Origin of the sequence: Marinimicrobium koreense, assembly GCF_003762925.1 — a bacterium.
In the GTDB taxonomy this organism is placed as follows: Bacteria; Pseudomonadota; Gammaproteobacteria; order Pseudomonadales; family Cellvibrionaceae; genus Marinimicrobium; species Marinimicrobium koreense.
The window spans coordinates 25501-47792 of record NZ_RJUK01000003.1; the positions used below are offsets into that span (position 1 = coordinate 25501).

The window sequence follows — 22292 nt, forward strand, 5'->3', positions numbered from 1 at the left end:
AGGTACCGTCGTATCGGGAGTCGGCCTGACCGGGCCGGCTCCCGTTGTTGTTTTTAAACCCGTGCTTCAGGGTCCTCGATTGACCAATCCAGCCATGACTCACAGCGTGATTCAGCGCGAACGCCGCCGCCATTACTGGCAGGCCCGCCTGTGGCACCTGCCCGTCTGGTTCATGGCGGTACTGGTGCTGATGCCGGTGAGTGTGATCGTCCTGAGCTGGGGGGATGCGCAGACGGATATCTGGCAGCACCTGATTCAGACCCAGCTCGGGCGGCTACTGGAAAACACCCTGATTCTGGTGGTGGGGGTCGGACTCTGGACGCTCCTGCTCGGCGTCAGTCTCGCCTGGCTGGTGGCGGTCTGTGACTTTCCCGGCCGACGCTGGCTGGACTGGGCGCTGATGCTGCCTTTGGCGGTACCCACTTACGTGGTCGCCTTTGTGTTCCTGGCGATTACCGATTACGCCGGGCCCATTCAGAGCCTCTGGCGCGCCTGGCTCGGCCCGGACGTCGCCTTCCTGCCGGTCCGGGGCCCGCTCGGGGTCGTGTTCATCATGACCTGCGTTCTCTACCCCTATGTCTACATGCTCGCCCGCAGTGCCTTTATCGCTCAGGGCCGCGGCTTGACCGACGCCGCCCGGCTGCTTGGCGAAGGCCCCTGGGGTGCCTTCTGGCGGGTCGCCCTGCCCATGGCCCGACCAGCCATTGCGGTGGGTATTTCCCTGGCGCTGATGGAGACTCTGGCGGATTTTGGCGCGGTGGCAGTGTTCAATTACGACACCTTCACCACCGCCATCTACAAGTCCTGGTTTGGTTTTTTCAACCTGACCGCCGCCGCCCAGCTCGCCTCGCTCCTGTTACTGTTTGTCGCCCTGGCGTTATTCGCCGAACAGAAGGGCCGGGGCCGCAGCCGCTTCCACCAGACTCCGCGCCGGGAAACCCAGCGCTACCCTCTCAAGGGCGTCCAGGCCTGGCTGGCCAGCGGCTACTGCATCACGGTGTTTGTGGTGGCCTTTGCCATCCCCATTGGCCAGCTGGCCCTGTGGACCTGGGCCGAAGGCGCCGCCGCCCTGGACAGCCGCTACTGGAGCCTGATTCGCCACACCTTCATTCTCGGCGGTGTCGCAGCGCTGGCCACCACTCTGCTCGCGTTGCTGGTGGCCTACGGCCAGCGCCTGCTGGGCAAGCATCAGGTCAGTGGCGCGGTGCGCCTGGCCAGTCTGGGCTACGCCCTGCCCGGCTCGGTGCTCGCGGTGGGCATCATGATCGGTTTTGCGTTCATCGACCGGGAAATCATCAACCGCGTCCAGGCATTGCTGGGCCTGGAGACCCAACAATTGTTGGTGGGCACCCTGCTGGCACTCATTCTCGCCTACGCCATCCGCTTTTTCTCGGTGGCGTTTGGCCCGGTGCAGTCGAGCCTGGAGCGCATTCGCCCCAGTTACCAGGAGGCCGCCCACAGCCTGGGCGCCAATCAGTGGCGGGTATTGCTGCGGGTGTACCTGCCTCTGCTGACGCCCGGATTACTGACCGCGGCGCTGCTGGTTCTGGTGGACACCATGAAAGAGATGCCCGCCACCCTACTGTTGCGCCCCTTCGGTTGGGACACCCTGGCGGTGCGCATTTACGAGCTCACCGGCGAGGGCCAGTGGCGCCGGGCCGCCCTGCCGGCCCTGACCCTGGTAATCCTGAGTATCGCGCCCGTGATGTTGATGATCCGCCAGAGTCGGCTGCCAGCGCGCACCGCCACCACCCTCAGCTCCGGTTCCGGCCCGAAACCCTGACCGGCCAACGAGTCACCACTGGTTAAAACGCCCCCGGGCCGCTAAAATAGCGGCCTTTTACCGGTCTTACGGGAGCTACGGCTTCCGCCCGATCCCACGTTCTGGACCAGCACACTATGGGCAACCGCACCCCTTTGTATGACACCCATGTCGCCATGGGTGGGAAAATCGTTGATTTCGGCGGCTGGGACATGCCGCTGAACTACGGCTCGCAAATGGAAGAGCACCACCAGGTGCGGCGGGCCGCCGGCATGTTCGATGTGTCCCACATGACCGTGGTGGACGTCTGCGGCACCCACGCCAAACCCTACCTGCAGTACCTGCTGGCCAACGATGTGGCCAAGCTCGACGGCAAGCCCGGCAAGGCCCTGTACAGCGGTATGCTCAATCACGAGGGTTGCGTGGTCGATGACCTGATTGCCTACAATCGGGAGGGACACTTCCTGCGCGAGGGTCACTACCGCCTGGTGGTGAACTGTGCCACCCGGGAGAAAGATCTGGCCTGGATGCGCGAGGTCGGTCAGGATTACGATGTCGAAATCGATGAGCGCCCTCACCTGGCGATGATTGCGGTGCAGGGCCCCGAGGCGATTGCCCGGGTGACTCAAGTGTTGCCCCAGTACGCCGAAGGCATTGAACAACTGAGCATCTTTCAGGCGTATGAGGCGGACGACTGGTTTATCGGCCGAACCGGCTATACCGGTGAAGACGGACTGGAAATCGTGTTGCCCGGCGAGCGGGCGGAAGCCTTATGGAAAGCCCTGGCTGAGGCCGGGGTAGCGCCCTGCGGTCTGGGCGCGCGGGACACCCTGCGCCTGGAAGCGGGCATGAACCTGTACGGTCACGAAATGGATGAGCAGACCTCGCCGCTGGTGGCCAATATGGGCTGGACCATCGCCTGGGTACCGGAGCAGCGGGACTTTGTCGGCCGTCAGGCGCTGACCGACCAGAAGGCGGCCGGTGTGCAGGACAAGTTGGTGGGCCTGAGTATGACCGCGCGCGGTGTACTGCGTGCCGGTCAGCGGGTCCGCGTTTCCGGAAGTGAGCGCGAAGGCGTCATCACCAGCGGCAGTTTCTCCCCGACCCTGGGCCACAGCATTGCCCTGGCCCGGGCGCCCATCGAGGTGGGCGAGCAGTGCGAAGTGGAACTGCGCGGCAAGTGGGTGACCGTGTCGGTCACCAAACCGGCGTTTGTCCGCAACGGCAAAGCCCTCATTTAATTTTTATTCAACTGACCACAGGAAAGCGAGCCATGAGCGAGATTCGCAATGAACTGAAATACCTGCCCAGCCACGAGTGGGCGCGGCTGGAAGAAGATGGCACCGTCACCATCGGCATCAGCGATCACGCCCAGGACAGCCTGGGTGATGTGGTGTTTGTGGAACTGCCGGAAGTGGGCAGCACCGTCAGCAAGGGCGAGGAAGCCGGCGTGGTGGAATCGGTGAAGGCCGCCTCGGACATTTACTCGCCGGTCAGTGGCGAAGTGATCGCCATCAACGACGCGTTGGAAGATTCACCGGAAACCGTGAACGGCTCGCCCTACGATGATGGTTGGTTCTTCCGCGTGCAGCCGACCGATACGGCGGAGCTGGACGATGCGCTGGATGCCGATGGGTATCGGAATGCGGTGGAGAGTGAAGGGGCTTAAGACTCAGCCTGCGAAGCATGCATAAAAAAACGGCGCCCGAGGGTGCCGTTTTTTGTTTGGTAGGGCGTTGGGTTCAGTTACGGCGGATGCGCGCTTTGCGCTTATCCGCCCTACGCAAGTTTTTTGGGTGTCCGCACGGTTGTGGGTGGGTTTGCGGCGGATGCGCTTCGCTCCGAGGCGTCGGACCGATCCACCACGGCAGGTCGCGTAGGGGCCGAGCGCAGCGGTATTAAGCCCGCATCCGCCGTTACCCAACCCGACCACTTTCCCCCGGACTAAAAACTCCCCTTAACCCCAAACGACGCGGTCCGACCGTACTCTTCCAACTGGTAGGTGTAACCCTCAGACCCCTGATACAACTCCAGCGGTTCGTCATTGATATTCACCAACTCAAACACCAGGTCCAGACTTTCCGCCAGGCGATACGACGCCGTCAGGTCCACCTGGGTGTGCGGCGCCACATAAATATCAAACGCCTGACTGTCACCCACCTCACTCAGATACTCATCACGGTGAGAAATACTCAGGCGCGTACTGAAGCGACCCATCTCGTAGCCCACATACAGGTTACCGGACTGCTCGGCCGACTCGGGCAGGGCAAAGGTTTCCCCGTCCCGCTGCTCCAGCGACAACTCGGTATCCAGGAAAGTCAGGTTACCGCCGACCAGAAACGCACCCAGTTGTTCTTCCAGATTGAACTCCACCCCGGTCACCGAGGCGTCAGTGCCATTGACCGGCGTGGTCACTTCGTAACCGGCAAACTGGGCATTGTTGGTGGTGGTGAACTCGGCAATGTAATCGTCGATATCCTTGTGGAAAATACCGGCCGACATCACACCACCATCGCGGTACCAGTCAAACATGATGTCAAAGTTGGTGGACTGGTAGGGGTCCAGATCTGGGTTTCCGGCATCGATCTCCAGGTCTTCCCGGTTGATGGAAAAACGCGGCGAAATATCGGAAAAGCTTGGACGGGCGATGGTGGTACTCCAGGCTGCACGCAACACCATGTCGTCGCTCAGGTTGTAACGGTAGTGCAGCCCCGGCAGTACATTGGAGTAGTCGGACTCCACAGAACGACTGGTGATCGACAGATCGCCGTTCTCATCGAACTCCAACTGATTGCCCGTGGCGCTGTAGTCGGTGTACTCCACTCGCGCTCCGGCGATCAACTGCCAGTTATCGGCCTGCCAGGTGCCCATCAGGTAGCCGGCGAGCACATCTTCATCGGCGACAAAATCTTCAGCCTGCTGCAACTCGCGCGCTTCGTCCTCATCCTGCGGGCGAATCTGGAATGCATCGCGGTCGGCATAGAAATCGCTCAGGAACATTGATTCACTGATTCCCTCCCCGAGATTGGCGAAGGGGTAGTCCGGCGCGCCGATGGTGTAGGGCTCAAGGCCCAGTTCCGGCACATCGCGCAGCTCGATTTCATTGACGTCGACATCTTTGCTTTTGGCCCGGAAATCGATACCGGTCTTCAGAGAGAAGTTGCGCTGACCAAAGGCATCACGGAACAGAGCGTTGGCCGAGAAATTCAGGTCGTCATCGTCGATGAATTTCGGCTCCAGTACCACGCGATCCAGCAGGTACTCGGCGTGATTCAGGTGGCTGATATCTTCGGCGCCCTGGTTCAGAATACGGAAGGACGGAATACCCTGACCGATGGTGAATTCACCGTCGAGTTCTTGCGTTTGGTACTCGAATCGGCCCTCGGTTTCATCGGGCACCTTCTCGCGAGTCACCGAGTAACCCAATTGATAATCCAGCTCCATGGATTCCATGATGTGCTCACCGCCCAGGGCCAGGGCCGTGGTGTCCTGCTCTTTGGTACGGAAGCGGATGCGTCGACGGAAGCCGTCCTCGGCGATGTCTTCAAAGGTACCGCTGTTACCATCGAAATCGGCCAGGGTGCCGTCTTCAAATACATAGATGCTACGCTGACGGGTTTCGGCATCGCTGAAACGGCTGAACACGGTATTCATGTAGTAGCGGCTGGTGTCATCCGGGCGATATTCCAGGTTGACGTTGGCACCGATACGCTCGCGGTTGACGTAGTACTTACGCAGCTGGACTTCCTGCAGGGCCTTGACAGTCTCGCCGAGATCATCGTTTTCGTAATAGGCGGCTTCAATATTGTCTGACTGGAACTCGCGGTCCAGAAAGTTCGCGCCGAGGGAAATACCGAAATTCTCAGAGCCTCCAAAGGCATTCACCACGTCGGTGTAGTTGGCCTGCAGTTTGGGGCTGGTCTTTTCGCTCAGCTCGTTGTAAGACCCCTCGGCACGGTAACGGAAAGTGTCGCCGTCATAGTCGAATGCGGACCCGGACTTCACATTCACCGCACCGCCAATGGCATCGCCGGGCATATCCGGTGTGGGCACCTTGGTGATTTCGATCAGCTCAACGGAGCCGGTGGGAATCACATCCAGCGGCACCGCGCGGGAGCCGTCTTCCGGAGTACCGATGCGCATACCGTTAATGGACACCGAACTCAGCCCCGCACTCACACCGCGCACGCTGACAAAGCGACCTTCGCCCTGGTCACGGGAGATGGACACACCCGGCAGGCGCTGCAGGGACTCGGCCACGTTCTGGTCCACAAACTGACCCATGGCGTCTGAGGCAATAAAGTTGGTAATGCTGTCCGAGTCGCGGTACAGATCAATGGCTTCGTTGCGCGCTTCGCGCTGACCAGTAACGACCAGCTCTTCCTGTATCACAGGCTGTTGCGCATATGACAACGAAGTACTGCCCGCCGATAGGGCCGTAACGGCGATTGCCAATGGCATTTGGCGAAAATTCATAACATCCCCTTATAACTAAACAACACAAAATTTTGGCGTAATAATCTTTGTGCGCATATCTTGAAGGGGATATGTGACAGAAAGGTTCCAGCTAAATGACAACTGTGTGAATTTGACACCGCCACTACCGTGTAGGACGCAAGGACCTGGCGTCTGACTTTTTCACTTGTCCTCAGAGTCCTCCGCTTTTTGAGGTACGGTTCACGTCTTTACAAAAAGTGGTCTCGCGCATTAGACGATCGTCCGGTTCCTTCCTAAGACTTTAATGGGCCGACGGGTGAAAAGCCCGGCGGCTTGTCCTGGCTACGAATCTGGTAAAAGCTGATCAGAGACGGGACCATCAACAAAATAATCCCTGCCGTGGGGCCCAATCAGGAGGAATCAAACGATGAAGAGGACGTTCTCTCACACATTCGTCACAATCACCATTTGTACGTTAGTCGGCTTTTCGGCCTTCACCCAGGCGCAAAAATCCGACGACAACTCTATCCGGAATCCCAAGCCAACCGAGTTATGGTTAATTCCAATGAACAAAGGCGAGGCGGTGGTGGCCACGCGTTTCCCTCACCAGAAACCCGGCACCGAGGTCGCCATCGTGCTGGGAGATGAGCGCATCGTCCTTAACGACCGGGGAGAGAACGGTGATGAGAAACCGAAAGATGGCATATTTTCCACCGCAACGAAATTTGACAGCGAGCAGTTTGTGGAGGCGAACCGTATATTTGCCGAGGTCAATCTAGAGCGCAAACGTACGCTGTTCACTCCCGGTGGCCGAGAGTCAATCGGTGTGCAGACCGTTTCTGTCAAAGGTGAACATATGATCATCGAGCAGCACCTGGCCGAAAAGCCTCGGCAGTTTGTGTTGCCGTTGAGCCTGGACGCCATCGAGTTTCGTCGCCCCATCGAGCTTCCGGTGCTCGGACCGGAGCTGGGCCTGCCGTTCAAGCCTGCACGCGCCACCTCTGTGGACGCATCCGAATCCCTGATGATCACCCGACTGGATGTGGTCAACGACCCAGACCGGACCTGGTTCTGCGAAAGTACCAACCAACCCCCAAATGGCAACCCGATGGGCGAGTGGACCTTTTGGCAACTGATGGCACAGATCAACAATGGCCAGACATCCACTTCGGACTTCATTAAAAAGATGTTTGACCACTGGAACAGCAACCAGCTCATCAACAACCATATCGTCAACGCCCGTCCCCATGTGTATCAGGACATTATTGAACAGTGGGAGATTCGCAGCGGGGGCTCCGGTGCTGCCCTGCAACCAGAACACAGCCCGTTCAAGTTGCTAGGAATCGTACTCCGGGCCGACCTCCGTGGCCCCTCGTCCGTCTATGGCGGTGGCGATGCGGGTGAAGGCCGGTTCGTGTTCTCTCTGCACGATGGCAACTGCAACTCCATGGGCAAAACCCTGATCCTTGAATACCGGGTGCCGATCAATAGCTGTCAGGCCACCAAAGAGTGGGCACAAGCGTGGATTGATCTGGACGGCTCCAGCAACTACAACAGTGATCTGGCGAGTTTGACGGAGGTGTTTGCCAGCGCCGGCGCTGCCCCGTCGAGCCCGAATGGCAGCGCCATCAGTCAGGTCCGGACCAACGAATTCCTGCCACTATCGCCGCTGTGGGAAATGCGTGAATTCCGGCTACCGGACGGTGGCGGGCTGCTCCAGCAAACCACGGTCAAGCAGGAGCCTCTGATGGCCCATAACAACACCACGGTGCTCGCGGATTATGTCAACCTCAACTGGATTGAGCTAATCAACCACACCCACACCATTCCCGACAACTTCGCCGGTCACAACGACTTTCTTGCCGGCAGCGCACCCACCCCTCAACTTTGGAACGCCCCGGCCAGTGCACTGAACGTGCCCGCCAATCCGCCCCCAAGCAACCCCGGAGCCAGCAACGAGGATGAGGCTCTGCAGGGGTTGGCAGTCAACACCTGTAGTGGCTGCCACCAGATCGAAACGGGCACCAACTTCGCGCACTTACACTACAACACCCAACCAGGCCAAGAGGCGATTCTTTCGGGCTTCCTCACCGGAATCACCCTCCCCGATCCGCGCAACGGTGCCATCATGCGGGAATTCAACGACCTGGAGCGGCGCGAGGAAGATCTACTGGATGCGGCTTCCCAGGCCTGCCCGAGCATCGGCGTTCTGCCCGGGAACGTACTGGTGCACGAATTGACTCGAGCCCCTGCGCTCAACGCCGTGCACTGATCCCGAGCCGCCACAGGGAAGTGGCTCCCCATCCGTCTTAGCTCACGCAGCTGGATACCTCCGGGCAGCGTGTGGTGCTGCACCGGGCCCGGGCCGGGGAAGAGCGTACGCATGCAGCAAAAACTGTCCCCAGCAAGTTAACAATTCACTGGTAGCTCTTAATTGTCCGCCAGTCTCCCTCAGCGTCAACTGAAAGGACAAAAAGCCTAAGATGTTGATAACTTCCTCCATCCACGGAATCCCGGGAAGAAATAAGGACATCCTCGACTCCATCGCCGTCAAAATCCCCACGACCGACCAGCTCCAGTCGCTGCAAGCCTCCCGTAGTATAAAAATCTACAACCTGTGGAGAAATGACGTCCACGTTTCGAATTTCATTGATATCACTCCAATACTTAACTTCCGGGTCGCGTCGGTTCTCTTCGGACTCCGTCTTCGACGTTTCAAATGCCAAATCCGAAGGAAAATTGTCCGGACTAGAGTCGGTTAGAATTGGCTCTGGAATATAGGAGATACTAGACCGGTCTGCGTCCCTTAGAAGTTCCGTCGCCCGACACATGACAGCCAACTCAACAAAGGCGTTCATTTCATGATCACGCACAGTACGGGTCTCTGGGGTGACACCTTGAAGGAACTCCTCGCAATTCGAAAAGGCTTCTTCTCCTTCACCGCGGGTGTTGGTTACGTCAATCGAAGCATACCAATTCTTGCTTAGCAGACCGGATAGTTGGTCTCTTCGCTCAACATCCACGTGTTCAGACAAGAGCTCCGGCATCTTGAAACCAGAGTGCCACAGGACGGGATATGCGCGTTTCTCTTCAACTCCACCCGCCGAACAGCCTACCAGTAAAGATAGAAAAAGTGCTAGAACCACCGCCGGAGCGATGTCTTTGCCTTTGACAGAAAACATAGAAGTGATCCTATTACTTTGAATTACCTGAACCAGCGGCTTCCTTGGAGTCGTCCACACACGCTTCCAGGAGGTCTTTGACGTATTTATTCCGAGCATCAGATATGGGAGATTTTCGACTTGAGTTGTCCGCGGCTTTCTGCCAATCCTTCGCTTTTACTGCGGCATTGAAGTTCGGCCAGTTATTATTGAGCTCAGTCATTCCGAGATTAAATATCAAGTCAAACAAAGCCAGGCGAGCCTTACTGGGGAAGCTGTCAAAATCGCTATATATTCTTTTCAGTTCACTTTCAAAACTTTGGATATGTTTATTTGTCAGTTTATCAATTTCAGCGTCGGGCAGCCTCAGTTTTGTATGTTTTTTGTACATTGAGGCCAGTCGATTGGCGGGTTGTTTTTTGACACTGTCGTAATCCGCTTTTATTTCTTCTTGGGTAGCTGGCAGATTTTTACTGTTTTTGAAGGCTAGAAGCTGAGCGGACGCCACTGTACTCAAAAGGTGTCCGATTCCTACCGTAACAAAGCCTTTAGAGTCCAGGTACATATGTGACACTTTCCCTTCGTACTTTTCCAGGTTCTTGCGCAGTATTGCTTTTTCCTTTTCCGTTGCCATGCAGCGTGCTCCTTTGGGTAATCCGTAGTCATTAATCCCTTTCCATGCTCATCGATACGTTCAAGCATAAAAAGTCGTTATCGAATAGGCGCACCTAGTATATCCGACCAATCAAGTATTCCGAAGAGATTCAGGCGTCAATTGGCCTGTCGGCTAACCTCAAATTGAGTTCCGTTTCCGGCCAGCTTTTCCCCGGTTCCGGGGTACACTGTCCTCATTGATCTGGGGGACGGCACCGTGACCAACAGCCACTACCGACAAGCCCGACTGGCTCGCGACCATCGTTTCGATGGCCGGTTTTTTGTTGCGGTGAAAACCACCGGCATCTACTGTCGCCCGATTTGCCCGGCCCCAGCGCCGAAAGAGCGGAACGTTCTCTATTTCGACAGCGCCATTGCTGCCGCCAACGCCGGGTTTCGCCCCTGCCTGCGTTGCCGGCCCGACAGCGCCCCGACCTCCTGGGCCTGGAAAGGTACCGACACCACCCTGGAGCGGGCGCTAAGGTTGATTGATGATGGCGCCCTGCTGACGGGCAGCGTGACTGACCTCGCCGACCGGCTCGGCATCAGCAGCCGTTACCTCGGCCGACTGTTTCAGCAAAACGTTGGCACCAGCCCGAAGCAGTACGGCCTCTATCAACAGGTGCTGTTCGCGAAGAGCCTGCTGCAACAGACCCGGCTGCCGGTTACTGAAATCGCCCTGGCCTCGGGCTTCGGCAGCGTGCGCCGCTTCAATGACTGTTTTGCCAGCGCGCTGCGACTGACACCCAGTGCCCTGCGACGCCAAGCTCACAGCCAGCACCCGGAGCCCGGCATCCGCCTCTTGCTCAGTTACCGGCCACCCTACGACTGGCCAGCGCTGCGCGACTTTCTCAAAACCCGCCTGATCGATACCCTGGAGTGGTGCGGAGATAACTACTACGGCCGGACCTTTCGCTTGGCCAACGGGCACAGTGGTCGTTTTACCGCCCGGCACCGGCCCGAGCGCTTTGGCTTCGAGGTCAGCCTGGAACTGAGCCAACCAACCGCTCTGTTGCCGGTGGTCCGTACCATTCGTCGCCTACTGGACCTGGATGCCGACAGCGGCACCATCGACGCTCACCTGGCGCCGGTCCAGGCGCAGCTGGGTCCAATGCGGCCGGGTTTACGGCTGCCGGGTATATGGGATCCGTTTGAAGCCGGCGTTCGCGCCATTCTCGGGCAGCAAATCAGTGTCGCGGCCGCGCGCAACCTCGTCGCCCAAGTAGTCTCGGAGTTTGGCCAGCCGGCACCCAGCCAACACAAGGAGTACCGGCTATTTCCAAGCCCGGCCATGCTGGCCGGTCATGATCTCGGGAGCTTGAAAATACCGGGGCGCCGGCGCCAGACCCTGCTCGACCTGGCGGAGCTGTTCAACAGCCAGCCAGCGCGGGCGGCAGCCCCTGAAAATTGGCTCGCGCTCAACGGCATCGGCCCCTGGACGGTAAACTACGCGCGGATGCGAGGCCTGGGCGACAGCGATGTCTGGCTCGGGTCCGATCTTGGTGTGCAAAAAGCGCTGGGGGAACAAAGCCGCCGATGGCGGCCGGAGGATGCCTCGCCCTGGCAGAGTTATCTGACCGTTTATCTGTGGAGTCTGTTATGACAGCCCGTTACCAAAGCCTGCTGGACACACCGATCGGCACGGTGCGCATTCTCGGCGGTGACGATGCCATCACCCACATCGATTTTATCGATGCCGGTGCGGCGTCCGCCCAGCCAGACAACGCCCTGACCCGACTCGCCCGCCAACAACTGAGCGACTATTTCGCCGGTCAGCGCAGGACGTTCGAGCTGCCGCTGGCCGCCGAGGGAACCGACTTCCAGCGGGCCTGTTGGCAAGCCCTGCAGACCATTCCCTACGGCGAGACCCGATCCTATGCCGAACAGGCAAAACTCATCCAGCGCCTCAAGGCCGTCCGGGCCGTCGGCGCCGCCAACGGCGCTAACCCGATTGCCATTGTAGTGCCCTGCCACCGGGTTATCGGTAAAGACGGCAAGCTGACCGGCTATGCCGGCGGTGTTGAACGCAAAGCCTGGTTATTGGCCCTTGAGCGGCGCGGTGTACCCGCTCTGTAACGCTTCCGGCAGAACCAGACAACGGGTTCGACCACTTGCGCAACGTCCTTCTGGCCGCGGGCGGTCGATGATACCGCCTTCAGCTTTGGCCCCTGCCTTGCGCTGCCCCAAGCATTGACTCAAGGTGAGCTAAATAGCGCTCAAACGCCTCTCGACCGGAATCGGTCAGAGATACCTCGGTGACCGGTTTGCGGCCGTCAAAGCGTTTTTCAATTGCCACGTACCGACGACCTTCCAGCTTGCGTAAATGAGTGCTCAAGTTACCGTCAGTGGTTTTGACCCGGTCGCGGATAAAGGTGAACTCTGCTTTATCCACACCGGCCAGTACTGCGATGACCGCCAAGCGAATGCGCGAGTGAATCAGATCGTCGATCTGGGTATGATCAAAATCCGACACCTCAGGCTCCCACCGCGTCCAACCGGTGGTGACGCATCCGAATCAAGAGTACGCCGGGTAGCACGTAGAACAGCAACAACAGAACACCCATCAATAAAATGGCGGTTTCACCCGGCCAGATAAACATTGCCAGAGACCCAAGCCACCAGCCAAAGGCCATGTTTCGCAACCAGCCAAGCCCCGCCAGTATGCCGGTAAGAAAGATGCCCACGGCAATCAGCCCACCAAATACGGCAGGAAGATAGGCGCCAGGCAAAGCCCCTTGCCCCAGCCCCACAAAAAAGAACAACAGCTGGGTGATACCCAGCGCTACCCAGACCATGCCAACTAACCGTCCCGCGTAGCTCTGCACCGGTTCGCGCCTATCCCGGCGCACCAGAATGACATTCCCGAGCATGCCCAGGATCATGCAGGGCACCCAGGTCGCGTAGGGTGCATAGGGTAGAACACCGACCACCTGTAACCAGGTCAGCAGGAGCCCCGCGCTTACCACGACGCCCCAAACTATGAAATAGCCGCCACTGATACAGGCCGCCCGGCGGGTTTCGCTCATCAGCTCCCGAATGTAAGCCAGGTCGCTTTGTGCACGTTCAGTCATCTCGCTCTCCTTGTTAACCAAAAGAATAAAAGCATCTTTCAGCGCTCTGACGTAAAGCCCACTTCTCAGGAGGCACTGAGTACATCCATGCTTTGTTTTACAAAGTACTTTGTTTTGGATGCTCAGTCAAATGAAATTTGGTGTCCGGTTTGGACGATTGCGGTCAGGGCTCGGACGCGTTCAGAAGGGATAGCGAGGGAAGCGGCACCCCATGGGTGCCGCTGACGATTCGATCAGGCTCAGTCCTGGCGCTGAGTGACTTCCAGCAGGTGGTAACCGAATTGGGTCTTTACCGGGCCCTGCACTTCGTTGACCGGCGCGCTGAAAACCACCTTGTCGAACTCCGGTACCATTTGGCCCGGACCAAAGGTGCCCAGGTCACCCCCATTGCGGCCCGAGGGGCACTTGGAGTGATCCTGCGCCAGTTTGGCAAAATCCTCACCGGCTTCGATTTTGGCTTTCAATTCATTACAGGTGGCTTCGCTGTCGACCAGGATGTGACGTGCGGCTGCTTGAGGCATAATCGTATCTCTTTGTCATGGGTGAACATTGAGGGCATACGATAATCGGTATCCCGGTTCAGATCCAGCCCGCAATGGGTTACCGTGAGAGCGCTCATCAACAGGAGAACTTATTGTGTCAGACAAGACGATTCGCTGGAGTATTATCGGCGCGGGTGTCATCGCTCATAAAATGGCCGATGCCATTCAGTTGGAGGCGGACAACGCGCTGATCTCCGTTGCCTCCAAATCCCCGGAAAAAGCCGAAGCGTTCGCCCGCGAGTATGCCATCGAGGCCGACACCTATGAGTCGCTGGTGGAGCGCGAAGATGTTGACGTCATCTATATTGCCACGACGCACAACTTCCACGCGGACAACGCGCTCATGGCGCTGGAGCACGGCAAACATCTGGTGATCGAAAAGCCCTTTACCGTCAACGCCGAGCAGGCCCGTCGCCTGAAAGATGCCGCCGAGGCCAAGAGCTGTTTCCTGATGGAGGCTATCTGGACCCGGTTTTTGCCCAGTATGAAAGCGCTGCGTGAGGCCATCAGGAACCACACCATTGGCGAAGTGAAAGTCGCCACGATCAATTTCGGTGGCATTGCCCCGGAGCATTACCGGGGACGACTGTTTGATCCGGCACTGGCCGGTGGCGTCACTCTGGATATGGGCATCTACCCGATCAGTATGCTCTGCTACGTGCTGGGCGAACGGCCCGCCAGCATTCACGCCACCGCCCGGTTCAGCGACACCGGCGTCGACGAAATCGCCTCCTACCAGTTCGTTTTCCCCTCGGGCTGCATTGCCACGGTAAACACCAGTTTCAATCTGTTGATGCGTCAGGAAGCGCTGTTCTTTGGTGACAAGGGCTATATTGACTACCCGGAGTTTCAGCAGAGCGACGCCTTTACCGTCAAGTATTTGAAGGATCGAACCATCGACCGCGAAGAGACCATCCGCACGGAAAACGCGGACAACGGCTTTATATTTCAGGTCCGGGAAGCCGCCCGCTGCCTGCGCGCCGACCTGAGAGAAAGCCCGGTGATTCCCGTGGCAGAAACGGTAGACATTATGGCGATCATGGACGAAATACGGCGGCAGCTGCCTCTGCAGTATGAGTTTGAAAAGACGGGGTACACTAAAGGAACTCAATAAACTCTCGGAGCTTGGACACCGTCTGCGGCAGCTGTTGTTTTTGAAGTGTTGCCAGAAAGGCATCGATACTGACTTCGGGATTTTTTAGTGAGAGGCGCTGGGCGCGAATGGCATTACAACAGATAGAAGGCGCCATATCGAGCTGGTAGTAAATAAAGTCATCCGGGTGGATAGCTTCGATACCATAGTAACTCAGCACTTCCTCGGGAAAATCTTTAAGATTGAACGTAACGACAGCATCGGCTCTGCAACAAATAGCTGCCGCGAGCACATGCCGATCGTTCTGGTCTGGCAGATCAAGGCTTTCAATTATCGGTTCGTAGCCCATCACTTTTGCATCCCTGGCATTTCTATCCATCAGGGTTCTGACCCGTTCGAGCTTCTCTCTGGTGTGCTTGCCCTGACGCAGCACTGCATTAATCCACTCTTCATGAATATGGTCCGTCCATTGTGCTTTGAAAAGATCAGTCAGGGCCAATCGCATCAACGTATCCCGCAAAGGAGCGGGATACAGCACACAGGCATCATAGATTACCGTGAATTTGCTCATCGGGCGTCAATACCCCATATCCTCGTCTTGGGACAACGCCGCCAACTCATCCAGTGTCAGGCTCCTTTGTTGATCTACACGCTTTTTGTAATTCATGATGTCAGTCAACAACACACGACGATGACTGCCTACCTTCCGATAGGGTATTTCGCCCTGCTTTAGCAGTCCGACCAGAAAGGGGCGACTGACATTCAGGAGGTTGGCCGCTTCCTGAGTACTCACCTCCTGATGATGGGGAATTAAACTGATGGCGTTGCCCTTGGAAATCTCGGACAGCACATCCAGTAAGATCTGAAGTACGTGGCCTGGCAAGACCAGATCATCGGACTCTCCATTACTGCCGCGCAACGCGAGCTGAACCCGATCGGTATCCGCATACTTGGACAGTGTACGGCTTGATACCTTTGCCTGCTCCATCTCAGCTGGCGTTGGTAAGTGAACGATATTGTGTGCTGCCATAACCGTTTCCCCGTTAAATAGCCTTTTGGCGCGATTTATAGCTTTTTGGCTACATACCAGATGATAGCATATTCGAAATATTCGAAACATTCGAAATAACCAAAACCTCCAAATTCAACATTAATAAGCAGAAGAATACTTGACCAATCTAGGACAAATGTCCTAAATTGAGGTAACACCCTTAAGCAAAGACATCCACCATGCCCAAAGCCGCGACACGCCAACACATCATCGAAGCCGCCGACCGGCTCTTTTACCAACAGGGTTTTGAGCATACCTCTTTCGCGGATATCGCTGAAAACGTGGGCATATCACGCGGTAACTTCTACCACCACTTCAAATCCAAGGATGACATCCTGGATGCCGTTATCGCTCAGCGGTTGACCAATACCCGCGATATGCTGGATCAATGGGAAGCCGCCGAAGACGGCCCCGAAGAGCGCATTCGCCGCTTTATTCAAATCCTGATCGTCAACCAGACCAAGATTCTTCGCTACGGCTGTCCGGTGGGCACGCTGTGTGGCGAACTTGCCAAGCTCGGGCACCCCGCCCAGGCTGAAGCCCGCGAGCTGTTTACCCTATTTCGCACCTGGCTGGGGTATCAATTCACCCGGCTCGTCGGCCCCGACCAGGCGGACGAGTTGGCCATGCACCTACTGGCCCGCAGTCAGGGCGTCGCCACCTTGGCTAACGCCTTTCATGACGAGTTCTTTGTCGATCAGGAAGTAAAGCAATTGTGTGAATGGCTAAGCACCCAAGTGGCCAAGGCCAACCTCGAGCATCCAACAGTGACTTAACAGGAGGGAAATCCCATGTTTATGGTGTTATTGAAATTTTCACACAACAAGTCCCGAGCCGGCGAGTTAATGGAACTCCACAATCAATGGCTCACTCAGGGTTTTGACGACGGCGTTTTTCTGGTGTCCGGAAGCCTACAACCCAAGCGAGGCGGGGCCATACTGGCGCACAACTGCTCCAAAGAAGCACTTGTGGAGCGAGTCAGCCGGGATCCGTTTGTCGCGGAACAGGTCGTCGATTCGGAAATCCTCGAAGTGACTCCGAACAAAGCCAGCCGGGAAATGACCTTCCTATTACCCTGACCCCTATCGACCATTGCTACAAGGAGACGGCACCATGACCAACACTATACCCGGCCCCGATGGCCAGCCGCGCTGCTTCTGGTGCAAGGCGGCACCGGAGTTTTTTGAGTATCACGATCGGGAGTGGGGCTTTCCCGTGGATGACGATCGCCACCTGTTTGAGAAGCTGTGCCTGGAGAGCTTTCAGTCCGGTTTGAGTTGGCGCACGATTCTGGCCAAGCGGGACAACTTCCGCAAGGCGTTCAAGAACTTTGATTTTCACAAGGTGGCCCGCTTTACCGAGAAGGATGTTGAGCGTTTATTGGAAGACGCCGGCATTGTTCGTCATCGGGGTAAAATCGAGGCGGTGATCAATAACGCGCAGCGGGCCAAAGAACTGGTGTCCGAGGAGGGCTCATTGGCGGCCTACGTGTGGCGTTTTGAGCCCCAGGAGCGACCGGATGTGGATCCGCAGACGCTGAGCACCTCGCCGGAGTCGGTCGCTTTATCAAAAGATCTCAAGAAGCGCGGCTGGAAGTTTGTCGGGCCGACCACGGTGTATGCGTTTATGCAGTCGATGGGGTTGGTGAATGATCATGCCCACGAGTGCTGTATGCGGCATGAGATTGATAAGGCGCGTAAGCGGTTTAAGCGGCCTGTTGTGTGAGTGGGCGGGCTTTGTCGGATTAGGCTTCGCTAATCCGACCTACGCGAATCGTCGCGCCTGGTACCGGTTCGGCGGCAGCGCTCGGAGCAGTATTTGACGTTTTCCCAATCCTTCTCCCATTTCTTCCGCCAGGTGAAAGGCCGCTCACACACCGGGCAGGTTTTGGTGGGGAGGTCGCGCTTTTTACGGGCTTTGGCCATGAGAATGGATCCAGCGGATCAGTCGCGCACGATGAAATCTGAACCGGCCGGCTCGCCCTCGGCCTCGCTGACCTCCACCCGAGTGACCTCTGCCAACGCCGGGCCCTGCCAAAGCCAGGCTTCGAAGGTTTGCAGTGTTTCGGGAGCCCCCTGAGCCAGCGCTTCGACCTGGCCGTCGGGCAAGTTGCGAACCCAGCCGGTGAGACCCAGCTCCCGGGCTTTGCGTTGGGTATTGGCGCGATAGGAAACGCCCTGGACCCGCCCCTGAATCAGATAGTGTTTAGCGTCAATCAACGTATTGCCTCGCTTGCCGGTTCGGCATAGTCTGTCAGTTGCCATTCGTAACCCAAGAGTCTGCCATGTCCGAGCGTGCCTCCGAAACCTCTGCCGACCCCATCACCATTGTCGGGGGTGGCCCCAAGAAGGTGCTGTATACGCTGCGCACCCTGAGCCGGATCGGACTGCTCAACTCCACCAAAGCACTCAAGGCACGCAATACCTGTAAGGCCTGCGGGCTGGGCATGGGTGGCCAGCACGGGGGTATGACCAACGAGCTGGATGAGTTCCCCTCGGTGTGCAATAAAAGCATTCAGGCCCAGTCCTCGGATATCCAGCCACCCATCCCCAACGAGCTGTTCGAGCATACGCTGGATGATTTCAAAGAGCTCTCCGCCCATGAGCTGGAACACCTCGGGCGGTTGAACACGCCGCTGTACAAGCCCGCTGGCAGTAATCGCTACCAGCCCATGGACTGGGATCAGGCCCTGACATTGGCCGCCGAGCGGTTCGCGGCCACCGAGCCCAACCGCAGTTTTTTCTACTCCTCCGGCCGCTCCTCCAACGAGGCGGGCTTTGTGTTGCAATTGCTGGCCCGACTGTATGGCACCAACAACGTCAACAATTGCTCCTATTATTGCCACCAGGCCACGGGCGTGGGCTTGGGTAACGTGATCGGCACCGGCACGGCCACCATCAGCCTGGAAGACATGGGCGGGGCGGACCTGATTTTTGTGATTGGCGCCAACCCGGCTTCCAATCACCCCCGCTTTGTGCACCAGTTGCAGCACTGCCGCGAGCGCGGCGGCCAGGTGATTGTGATCAACCCGGCCAGAGAGCCGGGGCTGGTGCGCTTTGCCGTGCCCAAGAGTGCCCGCTCCATGTTGAGTGGCGGCACCTGGATCGCCTCGCGCTATGTGCAACCGAACATTGGCTCGGACCTCGCTCTACTCAAAGCCGTGGGCAAAGCCCTGCTCGAACAGCACGCGCTGGATACCACCTTCATCGAAGCCCACACCGAGGGCTTCGATGCCTACCGGACGGATCTGGAACAGACGGACTGGGCGTCGCTGACATCCGCCTGTGGCCTCGATCAGAGCGACATCGAAGCCCTGGCCGCCGACTACGCCCGGGCCGAGCACGCGGTGTTTGCCTGGGGCATGGGCATCACCCACCACCGCAATGGCGTGGACAATGTCGAGGCCATCGCCAATCTGGCGCTGTTGCGCGGCATGCTGGGCAAACCGTCGGCGGGCCTGCTGCCTTTGCGGGGCCACAGCAACGTTCAGGGTATCGGCACCATCGGGGTAAAGCCGGTGCTCTCCGAGGATGTGCTGGCGGCGCTGGAATCCCATTTCGATCTGGAATTGCCCCGCACTCAGGGGCTGGACACCCTCGCCTGCCTGCGCGCCGCCAACGCCGGGGAAATGGACGCGGCCCTGCTGATGGGCGGTAACCTCTACGCCGCGACGCCGGACGCCACTTTTGCCCGGAGGGCGTTGGATCGGGTGGGTTTCAAGCTGTATCTGACCACCACCCTGAACCAGGGGCACATCCACGGCATGGAGCGCAGCGAAGCACTGATTCTGCCAGTGACCGCCCGGGACGAAGAGCCCCAGAGCACCACCCAGGAATCCATGTTCAACTATGTACGACTGAGCGATGGCGGTATTCGCCGCCTGACCAATGTGCGCTCGGAGGTGGCCATTCTGGCGGAACTGGGTAAGCGCTTACTGCCCGCCGGGCCTTTTGATTTCGGGGCCCTTCGGGAACACGACAGGGTGCGTTCCGCCATAGCCGCGACGGTGCCCGGCATGGAGGCGCTGGCCGATATCGGCACCAGCCATCAGGAATTCACCATTGGCGGTCGCCTGCTGACATCGCCAACCTTCAACACCCCCAACGGCAAGGCCCGTTTTCAGGTGCACTCTCTGCCGGTCGCCCGCGAGCCGGATTTTCCTTTTACCCTGGCCAGTATCCGCAGTGAGGGGCAGTTCAACTCCATCATTTACGAAGAGTCCGACAGTTACCGGGGCACCGAGCATCGCTGGTGTGTGTTGGTGGGGCCGGAAGACCGGGAACGCCTGAGCCTGAAAGCCGGCGACAAAGCCACTTTGCGTTCGGCTCACGGGGTGATGGAAAACCTGACGGTCTACCCGTTCAACCTGCCCACCGGCTCTCTGCTCGCCTACTACCCGGAGGCGAACATTCTGATCGGCACCGAGCAGGATCCCCGCAGTCAGACTCCGGCGTTCAAGTCCGTTCCGGTGCAACTAGAGACTGGCACATAATTCATTCTATCTGAGGTTTGACCTGCGTCAAAACCGGCGCCGATAACGCCGCGGCCCGGGTTTATCCCGAGCCGATTTCCCTCAATAATGCCCCCTCTGTGCCGATAGCCTTTGATGTCGAGCCCGCTTCGGCCGCACTCACGACAATCTCCTTTCTCTGACGGTGGTCTCTTACCCATGCGCAACCAGCTTGCCTTTGCACTGAACGCATTGATGCGTGCTCTAGGCTTCAAATCCATCAACGCTCAGTTCGCGGTGTCCTTTCTGGTGATCATTTCGTTGGCGATGACTTCCGCAGTCCTCAGCTATCGATCGAACCCTTCCAGCCTGATTCCGCTCCTGAATACAGGTATCGTGGTCGTCGCGCTGATTACTCATCAGTTGGGGCTGACCTGGCTTGTGCAACAAGTGACTTTACTGCGCAAACACTTGAACAAGATGAGCGCGGGTGACTTCGCCAGCCCTATCACCGAAGAAGCCAGTGACAATGAAGTGGGCCAGATGTTCTCCGCCTACAACACGGTGATTCGGCAGGTGGGCGACCTGACTCGGGGGATTCAGCAGCTCTCGGGGACCATCGTCACCCAGATGGAGACCCTCGAGCAGGCCGCGGCGAATACCGAGCAGAGCAGCCAGAGCCAGAGCCGTGAGTTGGAGCAGGCCGCCTCGGCGATGAACGAGATGTCCGCCAGTGTCGGGGAAGTGGCCAGCCATGCCAGCGACGCCGCCGCTCAAGCCGATGATGCCAACCGGGAGGTTGGCCGCACCCACGGCGTGGTGCGCAACACTCACCGGACCTTTGATGAACTGAACACCACCATGAGCGACACCGTCGGCATCATGCAGGAGTTGGACCGCAACAGTCAGGAAATCGGGAAGGTACTGACCGTGATTACCGGCATTGCCGAGCAGACCAATCTGCTGGCCCTGAACGCCGCCATTGAAGCGGCCCGGGCGGGGGAACAGGGGCGCGGCTTTGCCGTGGTGGCGGACGAGGTGCGCACCCTGGCCCAGCGCACTCAGCAGTCCACGGCGGACATTCAGGAAATCATCGAGCGCCTGCAGAAACAATCCAACCGGGCGGTGACCTCCATGGCGTCGAGCACCGAAAAGGCCCACGCCAGTGCCGAGCAGATCAGCGAGGCCAACCAGGCGTTGGAGCACGTGGTGGAAGCCATCGACCGGATTCAGGAAATGAGCACCCTGATCGCCACCGCCGCCCAGGAGCAGTCCCAGGTGGCTCAGGAAATCGACCAGAACATCACCAACATCTCCCGCGTCGCGGACGAGAGCACCCGCACCAGCGGCGAGCTGCGCAACTCCGCGCGGCATCTGCAGAAAGACACCCAGAGCCTGGGACAGCAGTTGGCGGCGCTTAAAGTCTAGTGCACTCCGCCACTAAGGCGCCCGTCGTTTCTCGATGGGCGCCAAGCTGGCATAATGACCGTCAACGAGCACAACCCATACGGTACCTCTTATGCCTTCCCTACAGGATCAACTGCTGAAAGCCGGTTTGGTGGACGACAAGAAAGCCAAGCAGGTTAAGAAAGAACAGCGCAAACAGAAAAAGCAGGCCCGCCATACCGGTGAGGACCCCCACGCGGAAATCCGCCAGTCGGCGCAGGCGACTCGCGAAGAGAAGGCCGAACGGGATCGGGCGCTGAATCGCGAACGCCAGGCCGCCGCCGAGAAAAAAGCCATTGAGGCGCAAATCCGCCAGTTGATTCAGACCCACAAACAGGCCAAGCGCGGCAGCGGTGAAGGGGAGGTGGAGTACAACTTTACCGACGGCACCAAAATCAAAAAGCTGCTGGTCAGCCCTCGGGTGCAACAACAGATCATTCGCGGCCAACTCATTGTGGTCCGCGCCGGGGATAACTACGAACTGATTCCGAAAGTGGTATCCGACAAGATCTCCGAGCGCGACCCGGACTACATTGTGGTCGCCAACCAGAAAACCCAGGAAGCGGTCGACGAGGACGATCCCTACAAGGACTATGTTATCCCCGACGACCTGATGTGGTAACTC

The 22292-nt window shown here is 58.1% G+C and carries 23 protein-coding genes; 13 read left to right on the forward strand and 10 right to left on the reverse strand.

The window, feature by feature from the left end:
* Positions 1 to 79: 79 nt before the first annotated feature.
* The 3 genes from EDC38_RS14640 (at position 80) to gcvH (ending at position 3431) form a co-directional block, all read left to right on the forward strand.
* A complete protein-coding gene (locus EDC38_RS14640) occupies positions 80 to 1783 on the forward strand; it encodes an ABC transporter permease (RefSeq protein WP_211331155.1) in 1704 nt (567 codons plus the stop codon).
* Positions 1784 to 1899: 116 nt separating this feature from the next.
* Positions 1900 to 3003: a glycine cleavage system aminomethyltransferase GcvT gene (gene gcvT / locus EDC38_RS14645; protein WP_123639302.1), complete on the forward strand. Its 1104-nt coding sequence runs from the start codon at positions 1900 to 1902 to the stop codon at positions 3001 to 3003.
* Between the two features lie 32 nt (positions 3004 to 3035).
* Complete coding sequence (gene gcvH, locus EDC38_RS14650; protein WP_123639303.1) at positions 3036 to 3431, forward strand: glycine cleavage system protein GcvH; 396 nt, start codon at positions 3036 to 3038, stop codon at positions 3429 to 3431.
* 275 nt (positions 3432 to 3706) lie between these two features.
* On the opposite strand, the gene EDC38_RS14655 is transcribed toward gcvH, so the two are convergent.
* Complete coding sequence (locus EDC38_RS14655; RefSeq protein WP_123639304.1) at positions 3707 to 6238, reverse strand: TonB-dependent receptor; 2532 nt, start codon at positions 6236 to 6238, stop codon at positions 3707 to 3709.
* A gap of 526 nt (positions 6239 to 6764) precedes the next feature.
* On the opposite strand from EDC38_RS14655, the gene EDC38_RS14660 reads away from it, so the two are divergent.
* Positions 6765 to 8471 carry a hypothetical protein gene (locus tag EDC38_RS14660; protein ID WP_246004458.1) on the forward strand — a complete coding sequence of 569 codons (1707 nt, stop codon included), beginning with the start codon at positions 6765 to 6767 and terminating at the stop codon, positions 8469 to 8471.
* A gap of 145 nt (positions 8472 to 8616) precedes the next feature.
* Here the strand turns inward: EDC38_RS14660 and EDC38_RS14665 are convergent, their stop codons facing one another.
* Positions 8617 to 9381 carry a hypothetical protein gene (locus tag EDC38_RS14665; protein WP_123639305.1) on the reverse strand — a complete coding sequence of 255 codons (765 nt, stop codon included), beginning with the start codon at positions 9379 to 9381 and terminating at the stop codon, positions 8617 to 8619.
* Positions 9382 to 9394: 13 nt separating this feature from the next.
* Positions 9395 to 9994, reverse strand: a complete 600-nt coding sequence (locus EDC38_RS14670; protein WP_123639306.1) for a lysozyme family protein — start codon at positions 9992 to 9994, stop codon at positions 9395 to 9397.
* A gap of 237 nt (positions 9995 to 10231) precedes the next feature.
* Here EDC38_RS14670 and EDC38_RS14675 point away from each other — a divergent pair, with 237 nt between their 5' ends.
* The gene (locus EDC38_RS14675; protein WP_123639307.1) at positions 10232 to 11617 is read left to right on the forward strand and encodes an AlkA N-terminal domain-containing protein; all 1386 of its coding nucleotides are present in this window, start codon (positions 10232 to 10234) and stop codon (positions 11615 to 11617) included.
* Entirely contained in the window at positions 11614 to 12090 is a 477-nt protein-coding gene (locus tag EDC38_RS14680) for a methylated-DNA--[protein]-cysteine S-methyltransferase (protein ID WP_123639308.1), read from the forward strand. Before EDC38_RS14675 ends, EDC38_RS14680 begins: the two co-directional genes overlap by 4 nt.
* Positions 12091 to 12169: 79 nt before the next feature.
* Here EDC38_RS14680 and EDC38_RS14685 read toward each other — a convergent pair whose 3' ends face one another.
* The 3 genes from EDC38_RS14685 to EDC38_RS14695 form a co-directional block, all read right to left on the reverse strand.
* Positions 12170 to 12487 carry a winged helix-turn-helix domain-containing protein gene (locus EDC38_RS14685; RefSeq protein ID WP_123639309.1) on the reverse strand — a complete coding sequence of 106 codons (318 nt, stop codon included), beginning with the start codon at positions 12485 to 12487 and terminating at the stop codon, positions 12170 to 12172.
* Between the two features lies 1 nt (position 12488).
* On the reverse strand, positions 12489 to 13085 hold the full coding sequence (locus EDC38_RS14690) for a hypothetical protein (protein WP_123639310.1): 597 nt from the start codon (positions 13083 to 13085) through the stop codon (positions 12489 to 12491).
* A 239-nt stretch (positions 13086 to 13324) separates the two neighbouring features.
* Positions 13325 to 13606, reverse strand: a complete 282-nt coding sequence (locus EDC38_RS14695; protein ID WP_123639311.1) for a peptidylprolyl isomerase — start codon at positions 13604 to 13606, stop codon at positions 13325 to 13327.
* Between the two features lie 115 nt (positions 13607 to 13721).
* Between EDC38_RS14695 and EDC38_RS14700 the strand changes: the two genes are divergently transcribed.
* Complete coding sequence (locus tag EDC38_RS14700) at positions 13722 to 14741, forward strand: Gfo/Idh/MocA family protein (protein ID WP_123639312.1); 1020 nt, start codon at positions 13722 to 13724, stop codon at positions 14739 to 14741.
* Here EDC38_RS14700 and EDC38_RS14705 read toward each other — a convergent pair.
* Together EDC38_RS14705 and EDC38_RS14710 are read right to left on the reverse strand one after the other, a co-directional pair.
* On the reverse strand, positions 14725 to 15291 hold the full coding sequence (locus tag EDC38_RS14705) for a PIN domain-containing protein (RefSeq protein WP_123639313.1): 567 nt from the start codon (positions 15289 to 15291) through the stop codon (positions 14725 to 14727). The genes EDC38_RS14700 and EDC38_RS14705 overlap by 17 nt on opposite strands.
* 6 nt (positions 15292 to 15297) lie before the next feature.
* The gene (locus EDC38_RS14710; RefSeq protein WP_123639314.1) at positions 15298 to 15750 is read right to left on the reverse strand and encodes an excisionase family DNA-binding protein; all 453 of its coding nucleotides are present in this window, start codon (positions 15748 to 15750) and stop codon (positions 15298 to 15300) included.
* Between the two features lie 200 nt (positions 15751 to 15950).
* Here EDC38_RS14710 and EDC38_RS14715 point away from each other — a divergent pair, with 200 nt between their 5' ends.
* From EDC38_RS14715 to EDC38_RS14725, 3 genes are read left to right on the forward strand one after another with little or no spacing between them, the layout of a single operon-like run.
* A complete protein-coding gene (locus EDC38_RS14715; RefSeq protein ID WP_123639315.1) occupies positions 15951 to 16547 on the forward strand; it encodes a TetR/AcrR family transcriptional regulator in 597 nt (198 codons plus the stop codon).
* A gap of 21 nt (positions 16548 to 16568) precedes the next feature.
* The gene (locus tag EDC38_RS14720) at positions 16569 to 16850 is read left to right on the forward strand and encodes a YciI family protein (protein ID WP_342769077.1); all 282 of its coding nucleotides are present in this window, start codon (positions 16569 to 16571) and stop codon (positions 16848 to 16850) included.
* Positions 16851 to 16884: 34 nt separating this feature from the next.
* Entirely contained in the window at positions 16885 to 17496 is a 612-nt protein-coding gene (locus EDC38_RS14725) for a DNA-3-methyladenine glycosylase I (protein WP_123639317.1), read from the forward strand.
* A 29-nt stretch (positions 17497 to 17525) separates the two neighbouring features.
* Here EDC38_RS14725 and EDC38_RS16670 read toward each other — a convergent pair whose 3' ends face one another.
* Positions 17526 to 17696: a DUF2256 domain-containing protein gene (locus tag EDC38_RS16670; RefSeq protein WP_123639318.1), complete on the reverse strand. Its 171-nt coding sequence runs from the start codon at positions 17694 to 17696 to the stop codon at positions 17526 to 17528.
* Between the two features lie 18 nt (positions 17697 to 17714).
* Positions 17715 to 18035, reverse strand: coding sequence for an acylphosphatase (locus EDC38_RS14735; RefSeq protein WP_123639319.1), 321 nt, complete (start codon positions 18033 to 18035; stop codon positions 17715 to 17717).
* A 20-nt stretch (positions 18036 to 18055) separates the two neighbouring features.
* Between EDC38_RS14735 and EDC38_RS14740 the strand changes: the two genes are divergently transcribed.
* The 3 genes from EDC38_RS14740 to EDC38_RS14750 all read left to right on the forward strand — a co-directional run bounded on the left by EDC38_RS14740 (position 18056) and on the right by EDC38_RS14750 (position 22289).
* A complete protein-coding gene (locus EDC38_RS14740; RefSeq protein ID WP_123639320.1) occupies positions 18056 to 20263 on the forward strand; it encodes an FdhF/YdeP family oxidoreductase in 2208 nt (735 codons plus the stop codon).
* A gap of 177 nt (positions 20264 to 20440) precedes the next feature.
* Positions 20441 to 21649 (forward strand): methyl-accepting chemotaxis protein, encoded by a 1209-nt coding sequence (locus tag EDC38_RS14745; RefSeq protein ID WP_170162953.1) that lies wholly within the window; start codon positions 20441 to 20443, stop codon positions 21647 to 21649.
* Between the two features lie 91 nt (positions 21650 to 21740).
* On the forward strand, positions 21741 to 22289 hold the full coding sequence (locus EDC38_RS14750; protein WP_123639322.1) for a DUF2058 domain-containing protein: 549 nt from the start codon (positions 21741 to 21743) through the stop codon (positions 22287 to 22289).
* Positions 22290 to 22292 lie beyond the last annotated feature (3 nt).

Bases quoted from the DNA above. Each gene is read 5' to 3' on its own strand.
- gcvT (WP_123639302.1), top strand. From the start codon at position 1,900: ATGGGCAACCGCACCCCTTTGTATGACACCCATGTCGCCATGGGTGGG.
- gcvH (WP_123639303.1), top strand. From the start codon at position 3,036: ATGAGCGAGATTCGCAATGAACTGAAATACCTGCCCAGCCACGAGTGG.
- EDC38_RS14655 (WP_123639304.1), bottom strand. From the start codon at position 6,238: ATGAATTTTCGCCAAATGCCATTGGCAATCGCCGTTACGGCCCTATCG.
- EDC38_RS14660 (WP_246004458.1), top strand. From the start codon at position 6,765: ATGAACAAAGGCGAGGCGGTGGTGGCCACGCGTTTCCCTCACCAGAAA.
- EDC38_RS14665 (WP_123639305.1), bottom strand. From the start codon at position 9,381: ATGTTTTCTGTCAAAGGCAAAGACATCGCTCCGGCGGTGGTTCTAGCA.
- EDC38_RS14670 (WP_123639306.1), bottom strand. From the start codon at position 9,994: ATGGCAACGGAAAAGGAAAAAGCAATACTGCGCAAGAACCTGGAAAAG.
- EDC38_RS14680 (WP_123639308.1), top strand. From the start codon at position 11,614: ATGACAGCCCGTTACCAAAGCCTGCTGGACACACCGATCGGCACGGTG.
- EDC38_RS14690 (WP_123639310.1), bottom strand. From the start codon at position 13,085: ATGACTGAACGTGCACAAAGCGACCTGGCTTACATTCGGGAGCTGATG.
- EDC38_RS14695 (WP_123639311.1), bottom strand. From the start codon at position 13,606: ATGCCTCAAGCAGCCGCACGTCACATCCTGGTCGACAGCGAAGCCACC.
- EDC38_RS14705 (WP_123639313.1), bottom strand. From the start codon at position 15,291: ATGAGCAAATTCACGGTAATCTATGATGCCTGTGTGCTGTATCCCGCT.
- EDC38_RS14710 (WP_123639314.1), bottom strand. From the start codon at position 15,750: ATGGCAGCACACAATATCGTTCACTTACCAACGCCAGCTGAGATGGAG.
- EDC38_RS14715 (WP_123639315.1), top strand. From the start codon at position 15,951: ATGCCCAAAGCCGCGACACGCCAACACATCATCGAAGCCGCCGACCGG.
- EDC38_RS14720 (WP_342769077.1), top strand. From the start codon at position 16,569: ATGGTGTTATTGAAATTTTCACACAACAAGTCCCGAGCCGGCGAGTTA.
- EDC38_RS14725 (WP_123639317.1), top strand. From the start codon at position 16,885: ATGACCAACACTATACCCGGCCCCGATGGCCAGCCGCGCTGCTTCTGG.
- EDC38_RS16670 (WP_123639318.1), bottom strand. From the start codon at position 17,696: ATGGCCAAAGCCCGTAAAAAGCGCGACCTCCCCACCAAAACCTGCCCG.
- EDC38_RS14735 (WP_123639319.1), bottom strand. From the start codon at position 18,035: ATGGCAACTGACAGACTATGCCGAACCGGCAAGCGAGGCAATACGTTG.
- EDC38_RS14740 (WP_123639320.1), top strand. From the start codon at position 18,056: ATGTCCGAGCGTGCCTCCGAAACCTCTGCCGACCCCATCACCATTGTC.
- EDC38_RS14745 (WP_170162953.1), top strand. From the start codon at position 20,441: ATGCGCAACCAGCTTGCCTTTGCACTGAACGCATTGATGCGTGCTCTA.
- EDC38_RS14750 (WP_123639322.1), top strand. From the start codon at position 21,741: ATGCCTTCCCTACAGGATCAACTGCTGAAAGCCGGTTTGGTGGACGAC.